Origin of the sequence: Microcoleus sp. D2_18a_B4 (genome assembly GCF_036702475.1) — a bacterium.
In the GTDB taxonomy this organism is placed as follows: domain Bacteria; phylum Cyanobacteriota; class Cyanobacteriia; order Cyanobacteriales; family Microcoleaceae; genus Microcoleus.
Map to the genome: position 1 here is coordinate 200,071 of NZ_JAUBTL010000002.1, position 20,590 is coordinate 220,660.

Consider the following 20,590-nt stretch of genomic DNA (forward strand, 5'->3'; position numbering starts at 1 on the left):
GGCGTTACTTTTTTAGTTTGTCTGCCAAGTTACAAAACGTGGGAAATACCCGCCGCAACAATCCTTCCGTATCCAACTCCATCTCATAGGAAATTAATCCCGGCAACAACGGAATCGCTGCTTTGAGTTTTCCCGCCGCCGGAATTCCCGGCTTACTCAATTCCGCTTTGATTTCCTGTAACACCGTCATCAATTCAGCATTCCTCTGAACCGCAGGTTCCATCTCCAGAAACTCCACTTCCCCCACCAATTGACTCGCAACTATTTCGGCATCTGCTTCGAGAATCGTCAATCCGCGAATTTCCGCCCGCCAGCACAGCCAATACTCTCCTTCAACGCTACGGAGTTCTTCTTTGAGTGCGTCAATTCCCTGCTGAAGCAGTTCCTTGTCTTCAAAGCGTGCCAACAGTTTCGCTTTTTCCCTGCCAGCGAGTTGCTTGTAGTAGCTTTGGACTTGAGATTGCAGGTGGGACAGGCGATCGCTAATCATCGAAAACTCCAAATAATATAATCAGTTTAAATCTCCTATTCTCACTATACGGATCGACATCGGGATCTATTTTCCTCTTTTCTCCTACTTCATCTTCAAAATCTTCTGTGCCGCACTTTCAGATACGGGCATCACCGATAACCGATTGCCTTTCCTAACCACCAAAATCTCATCAGCACTAAACTTTTGTTTCAGTTCATCCAAAGATATTAATTTAGCAAATTCCTCAACAAACTCAACTCTCACCGTTTGCCAGCGAGGAGCATCAAACGGCGATTTAGGATCGTAATATTCGCTATTCATATCGAACTGAGTTGGGTCAGCAATCCCTGTTTCCACGACGCGCACTAACCCGACAATACCCGGAAATTTAGTATTAGAATGGTAAAAAAATACTAAATCTCCCCGACTCATTTCTCGCATAAAATTGCGAGCTTGATAGTTGCGAACGCCATCCCAAATAGAAGTGCGATCGTGCTTCAAATTCGCAATACTATAAACATCGGGTTCCGACTTCATTAGCCAATAATTCATACAATCTATTCGCTTGGGTTAGCCAAATATTCTTGAATATTATCTAAACACTGCTGCATAGCTTTTTGCATAAAAACCTGAACTAGCAACAACCCAAGGGGATAGAATACCGGAGAAGTCAGCATAAAATAAAACTCCCAATCAATCCGAGTTCCCTTTGCTGTAGCAGTGAAATTCCAATCTCCGCCACCAGACTCAATGAGTAGAGAAATCGGAAACTTAAACCCTCTAACCAGTCGGTAGGTTTGTCTTTCTGGCTTTTTGAAAGTAATGATTTCTTCATCAATCACCGAAGTGTCGGAATTTTCTATCCGCCGCACGCCGCCTTCGCGCATTTCTCCACCATCTGCCATCTCAGCTTTAATAATTGCTGGAATTGGGCCATATCCGCGAAAGACTTTGGGCAGATTTGACAGGGACGTAACAAAATCAAAGACTACTTCAGGCGATGCAGCAATTTCTACTACTGCGTTGGTTTTAACTAACATTTATTCCTCCAATGATCTGATTTGATAATGAACTGTGAGTTAAAAAAGCGTAATTTTAATTATAAAATATCCTTCCGCTTCTGCAACCACAGAGTCAACATCAAATAAACGAAAATATGCACGCACAAAATACCCCAATTTAAACCCAAATTTTCCCACGTTGGATCGTAAACAGGAGTAGGCTCAAACGGCTGAGGAAGCGTACTCCCGTCCGGTAATGTAGTAGGCGCGGGAACCATCTCATTCACATTAACTAAAGAGCCGTAAGCACCCACAGACCAGCGGCTTAACATCAGCCAAGAAAACTTGCTCGCCGCACCTTCCATCTTAAACAAAACTCCTGAAAAAATAATTTGAGGCAACAATAATAGAGGCAAAGCGCTGTTAGCTTGAGAGCTATTTTTAACAATCGCGGAAACGACTAATCCAAGGCTTATGCAGCTCATTAAAGTTAGGAAGGTGGTAATACTTGCTCCCACAGGCCAGGAAATAAAACTCGGTTCGGGGGATTTAAAAGCAATCAGAATAACTCCTACCATTAACAGCGTTTGCAATACTGCCAAACCAGAAAGTATAAAAACTTTTGAGCCTAAATAAGCAAACAATCCTAAATTGACCAAACGTTCGCGCAGATAAATAGCAGATTCTTTGACAATTTCTTGCAGAGAAGTTGCCAGCCCTACCCAAATCGCCGCGCAGGTAAATACAAATAAAACTCTGAGCGCCAAAGGTGCTAAAGTTGCCTCCGGTGCGCCAATTAACGGGTCTTTATCTCTGACGGCTAGCCGCAGCAAACTAATGCCGATCGGAGCCGTTAAAAGAGCTAAACTAAAGTTAACTAAGTCGCGGGAAACGAGTTGAAAATAGCGCTGGGCGAGCAAAACGAGTTGTTTGACAAAAGATTGAGATTTTGGTGCAGAAGGTGCAGAATGTATTTTTGCATTAGCCTGGCTTCTGCTGAAGTGGTTGACAATATAGCGCTGATAGTAGGGAGATTTATTAAACTTTTCTGCCCAGCTTTGAACGTTGGTTTCTCCTGTTTCTAATTCGTTGTAAATGTCTGCAAAATCGCCAGTTTTGATATCGAAAAAATCGAGCGCTTCCCTAGGCGGGCCGAAGTAACAAAGGCGTCCGCCGCGACCCATAAAAACAATACGATCGCACATCGTGATATTTGCCGTCGCGTGAGTCACCAGAATCACCGTCCGGCCTTGATTTGCCAACTTTCGCAGCAGTTGCATCATCTTCTTATCCAAACCCGGATCGAGTCCTGAAGTCGGTTCATCTAAAAAGAAAAGTTTCGGGTCTGCTAACAGTTCAACTCCAATACTGACCCGCTTCCGCTGTCCGCCACTAAGCTGTTTTACCAAAGCCTTGCGACGGTGAGTCATTTCAATATCTTCTAAAGTTTTGGCGACTACCTGCTTGACATCTGTATCGGGAGGTAAGCGCAATTTAGCTGCATAACTCAAGACTTCTTCTACTGTCAAATCTGCGTGTACAATATCATCTTGAGGCACGTAACCAATTTGATTGCGGTAAATATTGAAGTTTTGGCGCAGGTTGTCGCCATTAAGAAATACAGCGCCGTTAGTAGTTTTTTCGATGCCTAAAAGCGTCCGCATTAAAGTAGATTTGCCAGCGCCGCTACCGCCGACTAAAGCCACAAACTGCCCCGGTTCGATCGCCAAAGTGATGTTATCCAAACGTTTCGGAATCACCAGACTGTCAGCATCCAAACGAATTTGATGGCCTGAGTCTTGCATCTCCAACTCACCGCTGCGGTAAGTTAGAGTAAACGGGCCGATCCGAATTGCATCTCCCTCGGACAACTGTACAGAATTTGTCACTCGCTGACCGTTAACAAAAACCCCGTTAACGCTGTGGTCTCGCAAAATATAATTGCCGCGACTGTCTTGGTCGATTGTGGCGTGGCGTCTAGAAACAAGCGGCGCATCTAATTGCAGCGAAGCGTTTGGATCGCGACCCAACAAAACCGACCGATTCTTAAGAAGAATTGACTGCTTGCTAGGGACAGCAACCTGATTCGCCAGCGGATTAAAATAAGTCAGCAAAACTTGATTTTGAGGATCGAGACCGATTTTAATTTCTGTACCGTTTTTCAGACAATAACCGTCATTGGGAGTGATGCGAGTGCGATCGACAAATAAGCCATTAGTGCTCGGCCGCTGCCCGTCACCGTCGTAAATCCAGTAATTATCCCCTATTTGGCGCAAAACAGCGTGAACGCCGGAAACTGCGCGCCAGGGTTCGGGAATGACTAAATCAGCACGAGTGCGATCGCGCCCCAATACGTGCTGCTGCTGTTTTAACTCTAACTGTAAAATCTCGCCTTGATTGCTTAATACTATATAAGGTCGATCGCTTAAAGCAGTCAGTTGTCCTATATTGCCTGTCATACTTCAATCGCGGTTTTTGCACTCACTTTTGTCAGCATATCAAAAGTAGGACAACAATACACTTATATTAAGCAAGTCTACTTAGCAACAACCGACAAACTACGAAGCCGATTAATTGCTGCAGCTAATTCAAACCGTCGAAACATGGCAAAATCCCCTTCAGGAAAAGGCGATAAAATATCCATGCCCTGCGCGTCAATATCTGCCATCACCAAATCTATGATTTCCGACAAAGTGCGTTTCCCGTCCATGTATTGCTGCTTAGCATAAACCATTGCCGCAGCGATCGCCCTTAACTGTCCGCTGTCCACAATTTGTTCAACAGCACCCAAATCAATCTCCTCAGTTCCGAAAGCCAATTCATCAACATCCCGCACCTTCACCCGCACATCTCGCCGTCCCCGACTCGGATCTAAACTAGCAGGAATCGGCACTCTTTGAGTAATCTCACCAAAATTTTCTCCCCCTTCAGCAGCGCGGCTAATCGAGTAATTATTAGCAATTTCTTTAGCTTTCTCCGTTACATTATATGCTAGAAAATTCTCCATTGAAATCACAGTATCCGCCACATCAAAATAATCGCCGCTTCCCCCCATTACTAAAATAGTCGATACGCCGCAATCTGCGTACAACTGTTTAACTTTATCAATAAACGGCGTAATCGGTTCCTTATCCTTAGCGATGAGTTCCTGCATTCGGCGATCGCGAATCATAAAATTCGTCGCCGCCGTATCCTCATCAACTAATAAAACAGGCACTAAATCCTGTTCCTTTTTCCTTCTCTCCTGTTCCTCATTCTCTCTTCCTTCTTCCTTCTTCCGACGGACATCGGACTGACATCCGTTAAATCCGTTACAGAATCCGTTGCCGAACTTCCTTCTCCCCACTTCCAAAGCCTCAATAATATTAGCAGCTTGCGACGTGCTACCGCTCGCATTTTCAGTATAAAATTGTGCAGTATCTCTACCTTGCGGCAAGTGGTTAATAAAAGGCGAAATATTTACTCCCGCAACACTTCTCCCATCTTCTGCCCTAATTTTAACCCCCGCCGGATTAGTCACCACAAATTCCCGACCATCTCCGGGAATTCGGTTGTAAACTCCCAATTCAATAGCTTTGAGTAAAGTTGATTTGCCGTGATAGCCGCCCCCAACAATCAAAGTAATGCCAGCCGGAATACCCATACCGGAAATCAAACCGCGATTCGGACAATTAAACTCAACTTTTAACGACGGCGGGGACTGAAAAGCCACAGCATTGTTTAACAAAGGGCGATGGTCAACACCGCTGCGGCGGGGTAAAATAGAACCGTCCGCAACAAACGCAACTAATCCTTTTTCAGCTAACTGCTGCCGCAGCCAGTCAGCATCTTCTACAGTTTCAACGTGACGGCGACATTCCACAGCATTTAAGTTAGCATACTTCAGAGATTGACTGACAATTTGCGGAATATCTTCGCACAGCATTTCAGCAGCTTGTCGCCCTAAAATACTACGTCCGCCCGCTGGAAGTCCGACAGCCAATCGCAGTTCAACTCCTCCTAAATCTTCGATATCGGATGTATTTGAAAAAAGGATAAATGCGGAAGTTCGCTCTAAAACTTCTTGTCCGAAGCGAGTCACTGCAATCATACCGCTTTTCCCAGTGCCGCGTTTGCTGCTGATGCTGTGTGCTGCTTTGTCAAACTGGCGAGTTAGGTAATCTCGCAAGGCTATTTCTCGACTGCGAGAGTTGAAAAGTTCGCGGGGAATTTGAGCTATGTGTGGCGGAACTCTGACTCTAAATTTACTGGGAGAAGCAAACGGATCTCCCTGCACGTAATCAATAATTAAGGTGAATTCAGAAAAGTCGTAATTACCTTGAATGTCTTTGTAGGCTTTGTAGCCTCGATTGTCTAGTTGCAGTAAATGCCGTTGCAAGCTTTCTTTGTTAGTCATTAGTTATTGGTTATTAGTTATTAGTTAGTATTTATTAGTTATTAATTATTAGTTATTAGTTATTTAGCTGGTTGCTAGGCTCTGCCTAGGAACCGATGTCCAGAGGCTGTGCCTCGCTTGCTTGGCGTGGGAAAATTGGAGGCAGAGCCTCCAGATATGCGTTACCAGGCAGAGCCTGGTAACGAGTAGATTACCGAATTTCCAATAATTTAGCCGTGGCATTGACAACAATTTGAGCAGAACCGGCGAAAAAAGGTCGATCGATAGTTGCTAATGTATCGCTAGATTGGTGATAGTGGGGCGATCGCAAATTTGCAGTATCCGTCACCAACACAGCACCAATCCCTTTATACCAGAAAGGCGCGTGGTCGCTGCGTAAAACATCGGGAGTCAGCAACCCTTTCAGGGGAACCGGCAGCGCCACCACAGGCGGCAAATCGGCTTTTCCCGACTCCGCAAAACTTTTCAATAGCAGCGGATGTTCCGCATCCCCAATCACAGCGATAAACTCGCCTTTGTCGGGAGAAGTTACCCCCGATGCTTCTAGAAAAGGTTGCGCTGTCAATCCTTCGGGATATTGCTGGCATCCGGGCGTGCGGCAGGCATAACCTAGCATATCCAGGACGATCGCTCCTTGCAAATTTTTTAACCGCGCGTCGCTACCGGTGAATGCTAAACTGCCTAAAAGTCCGATTTCTTCCCTGTCGAAGAATGCTACTTGCAATGTCCGAGGTGTGGGGCGAGAACCCAGCAATCTTGCTACTTCTAAAACTACTGCAACTCCCGTCGCATTGTCGTCAGCGCCGGGGGAGTTTGGTACAGTATCGTAGTGTGCTGCGACTAAAATTGCACCGGCGTTTGAGTCAGTACCTTTTCTCTCAGCGAAGACGTTGATTCCGCGATCGAACGGCTGCAACTCTGGGGAAAATCCTAATGTTTGCAGTTGTTTAGAAATGTAGTCTCTAGTAAAAGAGCGATCTCGTTCTCCATCGCGTTCTCCTGCTAAAGTCTCGACGTGTTTCCACAACCGAGATGGGTCAATTTGGGGCAGAGAAACTGCATTTTTTTCAGCAGGAAGCGGTAAGGGAGACGGGTTTTGGGAAGTGTGGATATTGCGATCGATCCCAACTTCGGGTACAGCCGACAACCGCTGCCACGAGTGAGAACCCCAACCTGCAGCCGTCACCGCAACCACAATAAATAGCGCTATCCAAATCAATTGTTTCATCAGTAAGTCTATTTGAAATTTTAGACAGGGCTTACGCACTCCTCACTCCCATCAACCGGGTTTTTTAGCGGAAGCGAGGGCTGCAACAAAGTCTTTTTGTAAAATCCGGTTGATGCGTCCAGAACAGTTATATTTGAGATTTTAGATTGACACCAGAGTTAAAAATAAACCTGTTTCAAAAAATGAAACTCAAAAATCTGAAAATTCACGGCGCCAGAGGCAGTTTTGTATTTTTTATGTAAAAAAGCAGGTAAAAGCCTTGGGATGTTGCCGTCGAATCTGTCTTGCTTATTGGAACGTTCGACGGCGACATTCAAATCACTAATTTACCTTGAAAATTTATCCTTCAAAACTACTTATTTTCCCACTCAATCTCCTTATTCTCCAATATCAACCCGCTGCTGCTGGGAAAAGCATAAGGAATAGTTTTTGCCGAAAATTCCACTATTTGAGTTGGTTGTTGAAACCACTCGGAATAACTCGGATTGAGTTGATCGTACAGTGCTTTTAAAGCTTGAATCTCTGCCTCTAGCTGCGCTGCTGCTTGATTGATTCTGCGAGCTTGTGCTTGCAAGCGTTTTTCCCCGGTTTGAACGTGGTTTTCTACTTCTTGCCAGTGCTGTCCGGCCAGCAATTTTTCTAGTTCACCTTGCTTGTAATTGAGTAAAGCCTGTTTTTGTTCCAGTTGCTTTTCAATAATTTTAGTCTCTCGGTCAATCTCCTGGATTTGCTGCAACCACTGCTCCCCAAAAGCAGCAGTTTGCTGGTGGAACTCAGCAATGGCTTCAGGAGTATTATTTTTGGGAAAACTGACTGCCACTCGGCACTCAGAGCGCTGTACGCCAAGTTTTTCCCGCGACTCTTGCAGGGCGGCAACTTCTGCTTCTAGCGCGCGGACTTCTTTTTGGAGTTCTGGGATGGTCTGACTCATGGGTTCAATTAGTGGACCTCTGCATCGATTTTAAGCTAATTGTTTATTTTTCTAACAAATCCCGATCGCCTCCTTGCGGGAATTATCTAATTTTAGCGCGCTCCCACCCGGTGTCTAGGCAGAAGGGCGGATAATTTGTGGCACAATGGCTGATGACACATTTTAAATTAAGATTAAAATTATAATTAGTTATAAAGCTAAGTTATTAGCTGGGTAAAATTTAATTTACAAATCCACATAAATTAATGGGGGCTGGGTTTTCCTATGGCAGAGAAAGTTCTGCTAAAGTTTTTTATATAGATGGTTCCTAAAAAGATTTATTAAAAATTAGGAAATAGAGCAAATGAAAATAATTTTTCAATTAATATTGGGATATGTCGCGGTTGCTATTTTTGGTATGGAATGTGGCATAAATCCCAAAATATTACCGACAAGTCTAGGAGATAGACATGGCACTCGCCCTGTAGAAGGGATTTTGGTTGCGTCTCACAAACATAGCTATTTGCGCTCGGCATCTCGCCCCCTTACTTCTGCAAGCGCCGCATTATTTTTGGATAAATTATCCCAAGTTGAGTCCGTAAACTTACATACTTACAATTATATACAATCTCAGGAAACTCCTAGAAAAAAACCTACTATAAATTTGATCGTAATCGGTTATTTTCTGGTTTTTCTTGGTTTAGTAATCTCATTATTGACCAGGGCGAAGACAGTAAATAGCTTATCCAAGACGATGAGGTTAATCAAGCCGAAGTCTGAAACAGAGAATGACAAGCTACCAAAAGGAGAAAAAGTGTTGTATCCAAAAAAAGAACAGGATATCTGGCATACTATTGCCCAAATGACCCAAGATTTGCAGCAAACTGCCGAATATGCCCTCGATATTTGCGAGGAAATGAACGTCTCGATAATTGCGACCACTCCGGGCGGTCATATCCTGTCGTTAAACCAAGCTACCTGTCAACTTTTGGGATACTCTAAAAAAGAGTTGTTAGGCAAACCAATAGCCGGACTTTTTAAGAAAAGTGAATCACCTGCACAGGAGTTAGAGTTAGCAAGTTTAACAGCCGAAGGATCTGTCCACAACGTGGAAAAACTCTACGTTTCCAAAGATGGAAAAAAAATAATTGTACTGCTTTCTATTTCAACTATTCGCGACGGCAAAGGCAAGGTCAGCGGCAAGTTATATATAGCACAAGATATTACTGATAGCAAGCGGGCTGAAAGAAATTTGCGGCGCAGTGAAAAAAAGTTTCGCCAACTGATAGAAACGGTTAATGCTGCTGCATTTATCTATAACCGCAGACAGTTGCGCTATGTCAATGCTCAGACAGAAGCTCTGACAGGATATACTCGTGAAGAATTGCTAGCGTTGGATTTATACGATTTAATTCATCCAGATTTTCGAGAAATAGTTAAAAAATGGGGTAAATCCAGCCATGCGCGCTCAACGGCAGGCTCTAAATATGAATTAGTAATAGTCACGAAAACTGGAAAAATGTGCTGGATTGAAGCAACTGTAGATATTATAAAATTTGAAAAAAAAGCCTCAATATTAATCACAGCGTTTGACATCAGCGATCGCAAATTAGCAGAGTTAGAACTAGAAACATCTCTTTCGTTGCTTCAAGCAACCATTGAGTCTACTGCTGACGGTATTCTTGCGGTTGACAGTGGAGGAAAAGTTGTCAGCTTTAACCGTAAATTTGCCGAAATGTGGCAGTTGCGGGATTTGCAGGTGGATTCGAGAGATAACAACCAAATTTTGGGGTTTGGAATCAACCAGTTAAAATACCCGGAAATATTTCTCAACCGTGCTAAAGAATTGTCCGATCGCCCCGCAGCAGAAAGTTACGATCTCATCGAGTTGACAGATGGCAGAATCTTCGAGCGCTACTCGTTGCCCCAGCGCACGGGAGGCCAAATTACTGGTCGAGTATTCAGCTTTCGGGATGTAACGGAACGGGTGCAATCCGAAGAAAAACTACGCAAAAGCGAAGAACGTTTTCACCTGCTGACGCGGGCGACAAATGATGCCGTATGGGATTTTGATTTGTTAAAAAATGAGTATTGGTTGAGCGAAGAATTTGAAAAAGTTTTTGGATACAAACTCAACGAAACTCAGACGATAGAATTAGAATCTTGGTGGTTAAATATTCATCCCGAAGAACGGGAAAGAGTGATGTCAAGCTTCTACGAAACAATGAGCTCAGACGCTCACTGTTGGTCGGAAGAATACAGCTTTCACCGTGCAGACGGGGGATATGTTTTTGTGCTCGATCGCGGCTATATCATCCGCAATGAAAGTGGCAAAGCAGTAAGGGCGATCGGCACGATCATGGATATCACTCAGCGCAAGCAAGCTGAAGAAATTATTCGCTATCAAGCTGTTTATGACCAACTCACCGGTTTACCGAACCGGATACTTTTTAACGAGAGGCTGCTGGCGTCCTTAAAACAAGCTAAAAAAAACCAAAAAATGCTAGCTGTGATGTTTTTAGACTTGGACAGGTTCAAAAAGATTAATGATACACTAGGTCACGCTGCGGGCGATCGCCTGTTAGAAGGTTTTGCCGGACGCATCAGCGACACTTTGCGATCGACTGACACGGTTGCCCGCTGGGGAGGCGACGAATTTACCATACTGCTTCCCGACATCAATTGCTTAGAAGATGCAGTTAAAACAGCTCAAAGAATACTCAACAATTTAAAGCCACCATTTAAACTAGAAGGACAATTGTTTCATGTTAGCAGCAGCATCGGCATTGCCCTTTATCCCGATGATGGTGAAGATGCCGAAACTTTAGTCAAAAATGCCGATGCTGCCTTGTACTACGCTAAAGAAATGGGAAGAAATAACTATCAGTTATATACTTCCACAATTAATCCCCACGGCAGCCATTTACTAACTATAGAACACAGACTGCACGAGGCTTTAGAACAGGGAGAATTTGAGGTTTTCTACCAGCCAAAAGTCAATATTACTACTTGGGAAATTCAGGGTATGGAAGCCCTGCTGCGCTGGCAACATCCACAATTAGGTTTAGTTACTCCCGCTACATTTATTCCGATCGCCGAAGAGAACGGACTCATTGTACCTATTGGGGAATGGGTGCTGCAAACAGCCTGCACTCAAAATAAAGCTTGGCAGGATACTTTGCAGCCTGATTTGCGGGTAGCAGTCAACGTTTCGGGTCGGCAGTTCCAGCAATTTAATTTATTAGAAATGGTAGCGAAGTGCTTGGAAAAAAGCGGTTTAGCACCCAAGTATTTAGAGTTAGAAATTACCGAAACTACAGCCATGCAAGATGTGGATTATACCACAAAAGTTCTCAGGGAGTTGCAGAATATGGGAGTGCAAATTGCGCTGGACGATTTCGGCACGGGTTATTGTTCTCTAAATTATCTCAAAAAGTTTCCCTTGAATATCTTAAAAATAGATAAATCCTTTATCAGCGGATTGACGACTGATCCGTGCGAACTGGCGATCGCTAAGGCTGTAGCGACGCTGGGGCGAGATTTGAACTTGAGCGTGGTAGCCGAAGGAGTAGAAACTAAAGAGCAGTTGGAGTGTTTGCGCCAACTCCACTGTCAAGAAATTCAGGGTCATTATTTCAGCCCTGCACTATCAGCCAATGATGCTAGCAAACTTTTGGTAAATTCTCAGTTGCAACAAGTGAAAATTGCTTAATTAGTCATTAGTCATTAGTTATTAGTCATTAGTCATTAGTTATTAGTCATCAGTCAATTGTAGGGTGGGTGAGGCGCGGTTCAAGATTTATCTATTGCTGACAATAGGCCGATCGCCGTGCAAAAGCCAGCGATTTCAACAATCGCTGGTTTCTACTACTCCTTTTTCATAAGGACAATAATTTCTTGTTCTAGCAGCTTCATTTGTTCAAGAACTTGATTGTGATGTTCTTGAGCCGCTTGCAATCTAACTTTAAGTATTTGTTCGTGAGATTCTAGATAGGCCAGGTGAGAGCGCTGCAATTCTTTCAACTGGCTTAAAATTTTCCCAATACTTCTTTGTCCTGAGTAGACAGAACTTGCTTTGTTTCTATAAAACCTCGTGCTATTTCCCTGAGAAGTTGCGTCCGGGAAGACATCCCCAATGCTTTCGCTTTCTCGTCCAGTGCTTCCCAATCTTCTTCCTCTAGACGTAGAGTAGCGTTGATCGTTTTCTTTTTCCGATTTTCCATAGGCTTGAAACATAACGGGACTTCCCCACAATTATTGCACGTGCGACTATTGACTCAGATTGTTGCACGTGCAATAATTTAATGGCAGATTGCACGTGCAGTGCGAGCGACGTGCAAGTGTTTTGACATGAAACACCTGCACACCCCTTAACCTGCTGGGGTTTGGACTTGCAGAACCAAGCCCCTTTCTCTCACAAGCGTTAAATCAGGAGTGAAAATCCCATGAAATCAGCGGCACAAAATCAGGTACTGCATCAACTCAAGCTCATGGAAACCAACTTGCGCGAAATTCAGTGCAAGCTAGTTAAAACCTCCGTTTTAAACTTGTGGCAAATAGTTTTGCCCGATGGAAAGAGAATTTTGCTGGAACACGCGGGCGGCGGACACTGGATTTTTCGGTCTAACGGTATTGAGAAATCTCATCCAGAAGTGCGAAAAGCTGTTTTGCGGGCGATCGGCATTTGCTCGGCCCACCGCAGTTAAGGTAACAGCCGATCGCCCCCCGCCGCTTAAAACTTAAAATAGTGTGCAGAATAACGGACTTGTACCTAAAGACAGAGGAAAATATCGCTACCCCAACATAAAGGCTTTGTCTATGCAGCCAATTCGCACATTTAACGTTTCCCCCTCGCTACCGACAATTCTCGAACCCCTACGCAAGCTTGCCTACAACTTGCACTGGGACTGGAACGTCGATACCAAAGACCTCTTCCGCCGCCTCGATCGAGACCTCTGGGACTCCAGCAACCAAAACCCGGTGCTGATGCTCGGAACCATATCTCAAGAGCGACTGCAAGAAATGGCAGAAGACGAAGGCTTCATTGCCCAAATGAACCGAGCAGCCCAGCAGTTAGACGATTATCTCAAAAACCGCGCCTGGTACCGCAAACAGCGCGGCACCGAGCAACAAGAATGCTACGCTTACTTTTCGATGGAATTCGGCTTAGTTAAAGCCCTACCCATCTATTCAGGCGGTTTGGGCGTGCTCGCAGGCGACCACCTCAAATCAGCTAGTGATTTGGGCTTGCCCTTAGTCGGTGTCGGCCTACTCTACCAAGAAGGTTATTTTTCGCAGTATCTCAACGCCGACGGCTGGCAGCAAGAACGCTATCCGCTCAACGATTTCTACAATATGCCGCTGCACCCAGAACGCAATCCCGACGGTTCGGAATTGCGGATTGAGGTGGACTATCCCGGCCGCAAGGTGTATGCCCGGATTTGGCGAGTACAAGTGGGAACGGTTCCTTTGTACCTAATGGATACAAATATTGAACCTAACAGCCGCTACGACCAAGATATTAGCGACCAACTCTACGGCGGTGATAAGACTCTGCGGATGCACCAAGAAATCATGCTGGGCATCGGCGGCGTGAAAATGCTCAAGGCATTGGGGCTGACAGTTACGGCTTATCACATGAATGAAGGCCACGCGGCTTTCATGGCTTTGGAACGCATTCGGATGCTGATGGAGGAATATCACCTGAGTTTCGTGGAAGCGGAACAGGTGGTGGTTTCGAGCAGTATGTTTACGACTCACACGCCGGTGCCTGCTGGGTTTGACTTGTTCGAGCCGGATATGGTGATGCACTATCTGAGTCACTATCCCAAGATATTTGGCTTGTCGCAAGATCAGTTTTTAGGATTGGGCCGGGAGAATACTGGCGATTTGTCCGCACCTCTGAATATGGCAATTTTGGCAATTAAAATGTCGAGTTTTGTCAACGGGGTGGCGGCTTTGCACGGTGTGGTGTCGCGCCCGATGTTTCAGGGTTTGTGGCCGGGTTTGCCGCAGGAAGAAGTACCGATTACTTCGATTACCAACGGGGTCCACGCTCGCAGTTGTGTGGCGAAGTCTACTCAGGAGTTGTACGATCGATACCTTGGCCCGGACTGGGAAATGACCGGTAAGGACGATCGACTCTGGGATCGGATGTCATCGATTCCTGATGAGGAATTGTGGCGCAATCACGAACGCTGTCGATCGGAGTTGGTGGTGTTCGCACGGGAGTGGCTGCAAAAGACTTTGCGCGAGCGCGGTGCGGCCCAAACGGAAATCGAACACGCGCGGGAGGCTCTCGATCCGAAGGTGCTGACGATCGGGTTTGCCCGCCGCTTTGCTACTTACAAGCGGGCTACACTGTTTTTGCGCGATGTCGATCGAATTATGCGGATCATGCGGGACAAAAATCGCCCGGTGCAGTTTGTGATTGCTGGGAAGGCTCACCCGATGGATATTCCGGGTAAGGAATTGATTCGGGATATCGTTCACTTCATCCGCGAACACGACACGATGAGCTCGATGGTGTTTTTGCCGAACTACGACATTAACGTCGCTCGGATGATGGTGTCTGGCTGCGATGTGTGGCTGAATACGCCGCGTCGCCCCCGTGAGGCTTCCGGGACTTCGGGGATGAAAGCTTCGATGAATGGTTTGCCGAATCTGAGCATTCTTGACGGATGGTGGGATGAGGCTGATTATGTTCGCACCGGTTGGCCGATCGGACATGGCGAGTTTTACGAAGATACTAAGTATCAGGATGAGGTAGAGGCGAATGCTTTGTACGACTTGATGGAAAAGGAAGTTGTACCGCTGTTTTACAACCGGGATGCTGATGGCATTCCGCGCGGTTGGACGGCGAAAATGAAGGATTCTATTCGCTTGAATTGTCCTTTGTTCAATACTGCTCGGATGGTGAAAGATTACGCGCGGCGGGCTTATTTCCCGGTGAGCGATCGCTACCACACCATGACTTCGGATAATTGCGCTCCCGCCAAGGAGTTGTCTCACTGGAAGAAGCACGTTCTCGCGAAGTGGCACGATATTAAGATTGAGGCTGTTGATATTTCCCAGGATAAGGAAGTTAAGGTCAATCAGTCGATCGCTGTTAAATCTCGGATTAATCTGAAGGGATTGACTCCTGCGGACGTGCAAGTCGAACTTTATCAAGGTTCGGTTGATGCTAACGGCGATATCATTGGTGGCGTGCCGGTAGTGATGGAGTATTTGGGAGAAGATTCTCAGAATGCTAGCCTTTATACGGCTGACATTACTTATACTTCTAGCGGTTTGCAAGGCTTGTCGTTGCGCGTTTTGCCGAAGCACGATAATCTCAGCAGTCCTTATGAAGCTGGCGTGATTCTCTGGGCACATTAAAGGAAGGAAGAAGGAAGAAGGAAGAGGGAAGAAGGAAGAGGGGCACGACACGGATTCGGACACGGATACACGGATGAATTTAACTGTGTTTCCCACTTCTCCCCCTCTCCCCCCTCTCCCTCTCTCCCACTCTCCCACTCTCCCACTCCCTCTCTCCTTATCTTCCTTGGGGAATGATTATGTAGCCGATTGTGAAATGATCGCCCAATACCAAATTCCGCTGGATTCCCAGTACCACCAGTGAGCGCGTATATAAGCGTACAGCAAGGCATCTAGCTGGTCTTCTCAGGCTTTGAGGGTGGCAACACTGGTGGGGCTTTCGGGGAGGTTTGAACCACCGATGAACGCTGATTCTTCTGCGGAATATTTGCGAAATTCAGACTTGGTTCGACGATTGATAAATATCTACAATATACTGGCAGAATTTCATCAATTAGAGTTGACATTCTGCCAGTTTTCCTTATTTTTGGGGTTGCTGAATACAGGTATAAATTCAAGATTTCGGAATTTTTATAAGCCCAGTATGGTGAGTTTTGTAACTTCCGATAAAAGTTGATTTATACCGTGAATCAGCAAAGCCCAGAATCTATATCCCTCAATATGAAAGCAGCCGAACAAAATAGTGGTTCCACAATATTCACACTTTTTCATCCTGCTATTCCATAAAATTGAAGGCAGCTTTGAGACACCTCTATAGCGCTTCTCAAAAAAGTGAGGTATGCGCTATGCGCTATGCGCTATGCCCTATGCCCTATGCCCTATGCCCATGAGTACCTCATATGAGAGCTCGAAAGGCTATAGTTTAGCTTATTTACCTACACCCGCTGGCTGCTGACGGTTTCGCACTTCCAGAAAAATCAACAAAGCATTAACATCAGCGGGATTTACCCCACCAATTCTGGCAGCTTGGCCAATCGTCAGCGGTTTCACCTTAGCCAACTTTTCCCGCGATTCTTTGGAGAGAGTTGTAATTGCCATGTAATCCAAATCTGCAGGCAATTGTCGGCGTTCGTGTTTGGCAATGTCATCGATTTGATTTTGCTGTCTTTGCAGGTAGCCGGAATATTTGATGTCAATTTCTGCACCATCTTTCTCAGCCAACTTCAGACTAGAATTGCCTAAATTGTAGCGTTCCAAATCCACATAATGAAAACCAGGACGACGCAACAAATCAGCAAGAGTAATTGAACCTTTAATCGCTTGTTGAGTGTCAGCAAAAATTGCCTTGCCAACTTCCTCGTGCTCTTTCACCCGCGTCGAGTACAAGCGTTCCTTCTCTGCCACAATATTAGCTTGTTTGCGATCGAACAACTCCCAGCGGCGATCGTCAATCAAACCAATTTCCCGTCCCAGCGGCGTCAAGCGTTGATCCGCATTGTCCGATCGCAATAATAGCCGATATTCCGATCGCGAAGTCAACATCCGGTAAGGTTCCCGCAAATCCTTCGTACACAAATCATCGATCAAAGTCCCGATATAACTTTGCTCGCGAGGAAACACAATCATCTCCTGATTTTTCGCAAACCGGGCCGCATTAATACCCGCCACAATCCCCTGTGCAGCAGCCTCCTCATATCCAGTTGTACCGTTCACCTGACCCGCGCAAAACAGCCCTTCAATCTTCTTAGTCATCAGCGTTGGAAAGCACTGAGTAGCCGGCAAATAATCGTACTCCACAGCATAAGCAGGGCGCATCATCTCGCACTTTTCCAAACCCGGAAGAGTCCGCAGCATTTGCAATTGCAAATTTTCCGGTAAACCCGTAGAAAATCCTTGGATATAAAGTTCAGGAATATCTCTGCCTTCCGGTTCAATAAAAATCTGGTGACTTTCCTTATCGGCAAACCGTACAATCTTATCTTCAATACTCGGACAATAGCGCGGCCCCTTCGCATCAACCCAGCCGCCGTAGACTGGAGAAAGATGCAAATTGTCTCTAATTAACTGGTGAGTTGCTGGCGTAGTTCTAGTCAAATAACAAGGCATTTGTTCCCGTTCGATCCAAACTTCTGGATCGAAACTAAACCACCGAACCTCTGCATCTCCCGGCTGCGGTTCCAGGTTGGTATAATCAAGAGTACGTTTGTCAACTCTTGCCGGAGTTCCAGTTTTTAACCTGCCTGTTTCAAAGCCCAAACGATTCAGAGTTTCCGTCAAGCCAACGGCGGCAAACTCTCCCGCACGTCCGGCGGGCATCGACTTATTGCCCACCCAAATCGTGCCACCTAAAAAAGTGCCGGTGGTCAGAATTACTGCTTTGCATTCAAAAGCGACGCCGAAGTATGTTTCGACTCCGATTACTTCTTCGTTTTTGCCCAAAACTAAGTCTGTTACCATCGCTTCGCGGATGGTCAAATTGGGTTGATTTTCAACAATATTATTCATCACAGCGGCGTATTCCCGCTTGTCGGTTTGTGCTCTCAGGGCCCAAACTGCGGGGCCTCTCGAAGAGTTGAGGACGCGCTTTTGTAAGTAGGTGCGATCGGCCATTTTGCCAATTTCCCCGCCTAACGCATCAACTTCGTTAGTGAGTTGGGTTTTAGCTGGGCCGCCGACAGCCGGATTGCAAGGTTGCCACGCAATTTTGTCGAGGTTGAGGGTGAGGAGAAGGGTGCGACAGCCGAGGCGAGAAGTGGCGAGGGCGGCTTCACAGCCGGAGTGTCCGCCACCTACTACGATGATGTCGAAACTGTCTTGGAATTGTACTGGTGTTTGTGCGGTCATGGGATTGTAGATTTTAGATTTTAGATTTTAGATTGAATAATTGACTTGAGGGATTAAGCCGGAGGGTTATTTATCGGATATCGCGTTTTTGTCTGTGTTATGTGAGTAAATTATGCCTTATATAGTCTATTATAGACAATAGTCGTTTGAGTAACAATATTTATGCAGGCAATACTTATGCACGCACCCATACACCATGCACCAAGCGAGCGGGATATTAAATATTTGTAGTCGGATATTATGGCGATGTTGGAAGATGTGGTTTGAGCAACTAAAATAGAAATGGAGAGCGAGGGGGTTTTTAATATATGCAAATCACCGTTAATTTACCTGATACGTTAGTAGATAAGATCGAGGATAAATGGGGGGATTTGTCACGAAAAATTCTGAGAGATTTAGTCTTAAGTGCTTTTCGCGATGGGTTAATCGATTTGGATGAGTTAAAGGAGATGCTCGATATTGGCGATGAGGCAGGCTTGAAGGAATTTTTCAGGCAAAATAATATGCTGCATTCTTCAGGATTGATAAATCTGTCTGGGAGTTGTGCGGATATTGATTTTGATGATGATGGCTGGGGGATTTCTGATGAAATGGATGACGATATGATGGGGGTTTTTGATGAGTAATAGCTCTTTGGTTTATTTGCTAGATACTAATGTTTGTATCATGTATTTAAAGGGTAAATCGCCTAGTATCGACCTTCATTTTAATACTGTGGTAGCCGATAAAATAGGGGTTTTTTCTGTGGTAAAAGCCGAGTTATTTTACGGAGCGATGGGTAGCAATAACCCCCAAAAGAGTTTAAATGTACAAAAATCTTTTTTAAGTCAGTTCCTTTCTCTGCCGTTTGACGATGCTTGTGCGGAAGTATATGGCAAGATTAGGAGGGATTTGGCAAGTTTGGGAACTCCGATCGGCTCAAACGAGCTGCAAATTGCTGCTATTGCTTTGGCAAATAATTTAATCTTAGTCACTCATAATGTTAGGGAGTTTAGCAGAGTACAAGGGCTACAGATTGAAGATTGGGAGGCGGGGTGATGAGTAATTATCAGGGTTATGAAAAGTATAATGCAATTTTATCAAGATTTGGGAGCGTCTCACTTTTGCAGCCCTCCCCTAGAAATTGGAGTTAGGAGTCAGGAGTCAGGAGTCAGTAGAAAAGAGGAATAAGGAAGAAGTAAGGAGCCAGAAGAAGTGTTTTTACAAATATGAGATGCTCCCCAAGATTTTTGATAAGATTCAGACCGTTCATCCACAACGATCGACCTGTGGTTATTATATCCCATCAAAAAAAACTCAACGATCGGCATTCGTATCTGCCACAGATAGTGGCAAAATTATCGGAGATATCTTTGCCTAAATACTCTCAGCTAATCCAAAATTTTGCACACTACAAACAACTTTAGTCGATCGAATAACAATATTTATATGTACGCTGAAAACAAGTTTGAAGGCTCGATCGATCGCGAACTCCTTCCCTAAGCGAAGAAAGGTATTTAATCAGAAACCCACGACTGCGAGAGTCCAGGGTTCTTTTGTTGAAGAAGATTTTACACAGGCGCACGGCATCTCAACCGTACCATACCTCCCCGTGCAGTTCGGGGCACCTTGTCTCTGACAGGCGCACGGTATTTCAACCGTACCATACCTCCCCGTGCAGTTCAGGGTACCTGTCATTTAATACCATTATATAGTATAGTAAAAGGTTTGATCAAATATCGATCGCTCATAATTGGGGCATATTAACCGAGATTAAGATGATGCGATCGACAGCCAGCGACCAAAAGAGCAAAATTACCACAACCTTGTTAAGGCCCCAATACACATTTGAATGTTTAGAACTTTCTGACCCAAGCGAGCCGCTCTTCCTTAGTGTCCTAGCGCTTACGCGCCGCTTCGCTAAGGCGTCTTCGCGGTTCAATAATTCCGTACTTTTCCTGTTTTGCGTTATGTTAGACAAAAAAATCTCAACAAGCGTACACAAGTGAAATACTTCTTCTTATCCGACGGCTGGAAAGTTGGGCGCGTCTGGGGCGTAGGTGGCGAGTGGAGTCACGCTGCCTGGAGGCGGCCGCCGGACATCCAACAGCTCAACCTCTGTCTTTCCGATCGCAACGAAAAAATGTGGCTCTACCGCGTAGAAGACGCCGTACTCATGGTAGAAGTCCAACCAGCAGTCCGTCCCGATCCTGCCGATCCCGCCAAAAATATCGGCAACGTTACCCTCACCAGACTGATCGATGCCGAGCAAGTCCTCGAACGCCTCGGGACGATCGCCGCCCGCTGCGAAATGGGAAACCCGCAACTAATGTAATGCTCAACATATTGCAATCGGTTCTAACACTCGATACACTTCTTTAAATAACTTTCATTTTTATGCCTCCACCTTTGAAGGTAGATGGCAGTCGGCAAAAGGCAGAGTTTAAACCCTGCAGGTAACTGCTGGGGATTCAGAATCTGATTTTTCCGTAAAAATAGACAT

The 20,590-nt window shown here is 45.3% G+C and carries 16 protein-coding genes; 6 read left to right on the top strand and 10 right to left on the bottom strand.

Annotated features, from left to right (window positions below; genetic code table 11):
* Positions 1 to 4 precede the first annotated feature (4 nt).
* The 7 genes from QUB04_RS02235 to QUB04_RS02265 form a co-directional block, all read right to left on the bottom strand.
* A complete protein-coding gene (locus QUB04_RS02235) occupies positions 5 to 490 on the bottom strand; it encodes a hypothetical protein (RefSeq protein ID WP_333280480.1) in 486 nt (161 codons plus the stop codon).
* An 84-nt stretch (positions 491 to 574) separates the two neighbouring features.
* Positions 575 to 1,024 (bottom strand): EVE domain-containing protein, encoded by a 450-nt coding sequence (locus QUB04_RS02240; protein WP_333280482.1) that lies wholly within the window; start codon positions 1,022 to 1,024, stop codon positions 575 to 577.
* Positions 1,025 to 1,029: 5 nt separating this feature from the next.
* On the bottom strand, positions 1,030 to 1,512 hold the full coding sequence (locus QUB04_RS02245) for an SRPBCC family protein (RefSeq protein ID WP_333280484.1): 483 nt from the start codon (positions 1,510 to 1,512) through the stop codon (positions 1,030 to 1,032).
* A 59-nt stretch (positions 1,513 to 1,571) separates the two neighbouring features.
* The gene (locus QUB04_RS02250; protein WP_333280485.1) at positions 1,572 to 3,932 is read right to left on the bottom strand and encodes an FHA domain-containing protein; all 2,361 of its coding nucleotides are present in this window, start codon (positions 3,930 to 3,932) and stop codon (positions 1,572 to 1,574) included.
* 77 nt (positions 3,933 to 4,009) lie between these two features.
* On the bottom strand, positions 4,010 to 5,869 hold the full coding sequence (locus QUB04_RS02255; protein WP_333280487.1) for an ABC-ATPase domain-containing protein: 1,860 nt from the start codon (positions 5,867 to 5,869) through the stop codon (positions 4,010 to 4,012).
* 190 nt (positions 5,870 to 6,059) lie between these two features.
* Entirely contained in the window at positions 6,060 to 7,097 is a 1,038-nt protein-coding gene (locus QUB04_RS02260; RefSeq protein WP_333280489.1) for a M20/M25/M40 family metallo-hydrolase, read from the bottom strand.
* A gap of 352 nt (positions 7,098 to 7,449) precedes the next feature.
* Positions 7,450 to 8,028, bottom strand: a complete 579-nt coding sequence (locus tag QUB04_RS02265) for a hypothetical protein (RefSeq protein ID WP_333280491.1) — start codon at positions 8,026 to 8,028, stop codon at positions 7,450 to 7,452.
* Between the two features lie 343 nt (positions 8,029 to 8,371).
* Between QUB04_RS02265 and QUB04_RS02270 the strand changes: the two genes are divergently transcribed.
* Entirely contained in the window at positions 8,372 to 11,719 is a 3,348-nt protein-coding gene (locus tag QUB04_RS02270) for an EAL domain-containing protein (protein WP_333280493.1), read from the top strand.
* Between the two features lie 155 nt (positions 11,720 to 11,874).
* On the opposite strand, the gene QUB04_RS32455 is transcribed toward QUB04_RS02270, so the two are convergent.
* Entirely contained in the window at positions 11,875 to 12,030 is a 156-nt protein-coding gene (locus QUB04_RS32455; protein ID WP_445301027.1) for a hypothetical protein, read from the bottom strand.
* Between the two features lie 5 nt (positions 12,031 to 12,035).
* Entirely contained in the window at positions 12,036 to 12,230 is a 195-nt protein-coding gene (locus QUB04_RS32460; RefSeq protein WP_445243109.1) for a ribbon-helix-helix protein, CopG family, read from the bottom strand.
* A gap of 222 nt (positions 12,231 to 12,452) precedes the next feature.
* Between QUB04_RS32460 and QUB04_RS02280 the strand changes: the two genes are divergently transcribed.
* Entirely contained in the window at positions 12,453 to 12,713 is a 261-nt protein-coding gene (locus QUB04_RS02280; protein WP_333138790.1) for a hypothetical protein, read from the top strand.
* A gap of 112 nt (positions 12,714 to 12,825) precedes the next feature.
* The gene (gene glgP / locus QUB04_RS02285; RefSeq protein ID WP_333280523.1) at positions 12,826 to 15,384 is read left to right on the top strand and encodes an alpha-glucan family phosphorylase; all 2,559 of its coding nucleotides are present in this window, start codon (positions 12,826 to 12,828) and stop codon (positions 15,382 to 15,384) included.
* Between the two features lie 807 nt (positions 15,385 to 16,191).
* Here the strand turns inward: glgP and mnmG are convergent.
* Positions 16,192 to 18,108, bottom strand: a complete 1,917-nt coding sequence (mnmG, locus tag QUB04_RS02290; protein WP_333280496.1) for a tRNA uridine-5-carboxymethylaminomethyl(34) synthesis enzyme MnmG — start codon at positions 18,106 to 18,108, stop codon at positions 16,192 to 16,194.
* A gap of 308 nt (positions 18,109 to 18,416) precedes the next feature.
* Here mnmG and QUB04_RS02295 point away from each other — a divergent pair, with 308 nt between their 5' ends.
* The 3 genes from QUB04_RS02295 to QUB04_RS02305 all read left to right on the top strand — a co-directional run bounded on the left by QUB04_RS02295 (position 18,417) and on the right by QUB04_RS02305 (position 20,422).
* Entirely contained in the window at positions 18,417 to 18,734 is a 318-nt protein-coding gene (locus QUB04_RS02295) for a hypothetical protein (protein ID WP_106333715.1), read from the top strand.
* Positions 18,727 to 19,146, top strand: coding sequence for a type II toxin-antitoxin system tRNA(fMet)-specific endonuclease VapC (gene vapC / locus QUB04_RS02300; RefSeq protein ID WP_333280498.1), 420 nt, complete (start codon positions 18,727 to 18,729; stop codon positions 19,144 to 19,146). Before QUB04_RS02295 ends, vapC begins: the two co-directional genes overlap by 8 nt.
* A 946-nt stretch (positions 19,147 to 20,092) precedes the next feature.
* On the top strand, positions 20,093 to 20,422 hold the full coding sequence (locus QUB04_RS02305) for a hypothetical protein (protein WP_333037185.1): 330 nt from the start codon (positions 20,093 to 20,095) through the stop codon (positions 20,420 to 20,422).
* The last annotated feature ends 168 nt before the right edge of the window (positions 20,423 to 20,590 follow it).